Below are 3,247 nucleotides of genomic sequence, written 5' to 3'. Positions count from 1 at the left end.
CATGGACGATCTGTTGCGCGAGTTCCTGACGGAGAGCAGCGAGAGCCTGGATACGGTCGACAACCAGCTGGTGCAGTTCGAGCAGGATCCGAACAACGCGAAGATCCTGGATAACATTTTCCGGCTTGTGCACACGATCAAGGGGACCTGCGGCTTCCTCGGACTGCCGCGGCTGGAAGCGCTGGCGCATGCCGGCGAGACCCTGATGGGCAAATTCCGCGACGGCATGCCGGTGAAGGCGGAAGCCGTGACGCTGATCCTGTCCTCGATCGACCGCATCAAGGAGATCCTTGGCGGGCTCGAGGCGACCGAGGCCGAGCCTGAGGGCAACGACCGCGACCTGATCGATCAGCTCGAGGCGATGGTCGAGCACGGCATGGCGGCGATGGTGGCCGGTGAGGCTGCTCCTGAAGACATGCCTGTCGTTGAATCTCCATCCGTGCAGGCGGCGATGACTGAAGGCACGCTGGTGGTGCAGACGCTGGAGCGTCCGCTGCGCCCGGGTGAGGTCTCGCTCGACGAGCTCGAGCGCGCCTTCCGCGAGACCGAGATCGAAGTCGCAGCACCCGCACCGGTCGCGAAGCCCGTCGCCGCCGCTGCCCCGGCAGCCGAGCCGGCCGAGGCCGCAAGGAAGCCGGCCCGCAAGGCCGCCACCGAGGATGTCCAGGAAGGCGACAAGATCGCCAACCAGTCGATCCGGGTCAATGTCGACACCCTCGAACACCTCATGACCATGGTCTCCGAGCTGGTGCTGACCCGCAACCAGCTGCTGGAGATCAGTCGCCGCAACGAGGACACCGAGTTCAAGGTGCCGCTGCAGCGGCTCTCCAACGTCACCGCCGAGCTGCAGGAAGGCGTCATGAAGACGCGCATGCAGCCGATCGGCAATGCCTGGCAGAAGCTGCCGCGCATCGTCCGCGATCTCTCCGGCGAACTCGGCAAGCAGATCGAGCTCGAGATGCACGGCGCCGACACCGAGCTCGACCGCCAGGTGCTCGACCTGATCAAGGATCCGTTGACGCACATGGTGCGCAACTCCGCCGATCATGGCCTGGAGACCACCGCCGAGCGGGTTGCCGCCGGCAAGCCCGAGCAGGGCACCATTCGCCTCAGCGCCTATCACGAGGGCGGCCATATCATCATCTGCATCGCCGACAATGGCCGCGGGCTCAACACCGAGCGGATCAAGGCCAAGGCGCTCCAGAACGGTCTCGTCACCGAGGCTGAGCTCGAGAAGATGACCGAAGCCCAGATCCACAAGTTCATCTTCGCGCCGGGCTTCTCGACCGCGGCGCAAGTGACCTCGGTGTCCGGCCGCGGCGTCGGCATGGACGTGGTGCGCACCAATATCGACCAGATCGGCGGCACCATCGACATCAAGAGCGTGGCCGGCGAGGGCGCCTCCGTCACCATCAAGATCCCGCTGACCCTGGCGATCGTCTCCGCGCTGATCGTCGAAGCCGGCGGCGACCGCTTCGCCATCCCGCAGCTCTCGGTGGTCGAGCTGGTGCGGGCCCGCGCCAACTCCGAGCACCGCATCGAGCGGATCAAGGACACGGCAGTGCTGCGGCTGCGCAACAAGCTGCTGCCGCTGATCCATCTGAAGAAGCTCCTGAAGATCGACGACGGCGCCACCAGCGATGCCGAGAACGGCTTCATCGTGGTGACCCAAGTCGGCAGCCAGACCTTTGGCATCGTGGTCGACGGCGTGTTCCACACCGAGGAGATCGTGGTCAAACCGATGTCCACGAAACTGCGTCACATCGACATGTTCTCCGGCAACACCATTTTGGGCGATGGCGCGGTCATCATGATCATCGACCCCAACGGCATTGCCAAGGCGCTCGGCGCGTCCGGCTCCTCGGCCCATGACATGGCCGAGGACAATTCCGCGGCGCATGCCACGAGCGGCGAGCAGCTCACCTCGCTGTTGGTGTTCCGCGCCGGCACCTCGCAGCCCAAGGCGGTGCCGCTCGGCCTCGTCACCCGGCTGGAGGAGATCGCAACCGACAAGATCGAGCTCTCCAACGGCCGCTACATGGTGCAGTACCGCGAGCAGCTGATGCCGCTGGTGCAGATGGTAGGCGTCGAGGTGCAGACGCAAGGCGCGCAGCCGATCCTGGTGTTCGCCGACGACGGCCGCTCGATGGGGCTCGTGGTCGACGAGATCATCGACATCGTCGAGGAGCGGCTCAACATCGAGGTCGCGGGCTCCCAGGACGGCATTCTGGGCTCGGCCGTGATCAAGGGCCAGGCCACCGAGGTGATCGACGTCGGCCACTTCCTGCCGATGGCGTTTGCCGACTGGTTCTCGCGCAAGGAGATGCGCCCGTCGGCCTCGGCGCAGTCGGTGCTGCTGGTCGACGACTCCGCGTTCTTCCGCAACATGCTGGCGCCGGTCTTGAAGGCCGCCGGCTACAAGGTGCGGACCGCGCCGAACGCGCAGGAAGGGCTCGCCGCACTGCGCTCGGGGCAGGCCTTCGACGTCGTGCTGACCGACATCGAGATGCCCGAGATGAACGGCTTTGAGTTCGCCGAGAACATCCGAAGTGACCACAACCTCATCGGGCTGCCGATCATCGCGCTGTCGGCGATGGTGTCGCCGGCGGCGATCGAGCGCGGCCGGCAGGCCGGCTTCCACGACTATGTCGCCAAGTTTGACCGTCCCGGACTGATCGCGGCGCTGAAAGAGCAGACCGCCGAACTGCGTCGGGCGGCGTGAGGGAAGCGAGCATGATCCGGAAAAGTGGGAACCGGTTTTCCGATCCGATCATGCTCAAACAAAAGGTTGAGTGATGAGCAGCAAGACCGAGACCAGCGAAGGCGCGATGGCCGAATACGTCACTGCCGTGATCGGCGGGCAGCTGTTCGGCCTGCCGATCTCGCGGGTGCAGGACGTCTTCATGCCGGAGCGGCTGACGCGGGTGCCGCTGGCCTCCAGCGAGATCGCCGGCGTGCTCAACCTGCGCGGCCGCATCGTCACCGTGGTCGACATGCGCGCCCGGCTCGGCCTGCCGAAGGCCGATGACGGCAAGCCGCCGATGGCGGTCGGCGTCGACCAGCGCGGTGAATCCTATGGCCTCTTGATCGACCAGATCGGCGAGGTCTTAAGGCTGCCCGACGACAGCCGCCAGGACAACCCGGTCAACCTCGATCCCCGCATGGCCAGGCTCGCCGGCGGCGTTCACCGCCTCGACGGCCAGCTCATGGTCGTCCTCGATGTCGATCGCGTGCTCGAACTGGTGCC

The 3,247-nt window shown here is 65.8% G+C and carries 2 protein-coding genes; both read left to right on the top strand.

The features are described 5' to 3' along the window. The first annotated feature begins 1 nt into the window (after nucleotide 1). Nucleotides 2-2,722: a hybrid sensor histidine kinase/response regulator gene (locus tag H8B02_RS46370; protein WP_229172386.1), complete on the top strand. Its 2,721-nt coding sequence runs from the start codon at nucleotides 2-4 to the stop codon at nucleotides 2,720-2,722. A gap of 73 nt (nucleotides 2,723-2,795) precedes the next feature. Beyond that, nucleotides 2,796-3,247 (top strand): chemotaxis protein CheW (locus H8B02_RS46365; protein ID WP_229172385.1); only part of this gene is annotated, 452 nt, incomplete at its 3' end.

The sequence above is a fragment of the Bradyrhizobium altum genome (assembly GCF_020889705.1).
Taxonomy (GTDB): Bacteria; Pseudomonadota; Alphaproteobacteria; order Rhizobiales; family Xanthobacteraceae; genus Bradyrhizobium; species Bradyrhizobium altum.
The sequence above is the reverse complement of the archived record's forward strand: the minus strand, read 5'-3'. Positions and strand labels throughout refer to the sequence as shown.

Bases quoted from the DNA above. Each gene is read 5' to 3' on its own strand.
- H8B02_RS46370 (WP_229172386.1), top strand. From the start codon at position 2: ATGGACGATCTGTTGCGCGAGTTCCTGACGGAGAGCAGCGAGAGCCTG.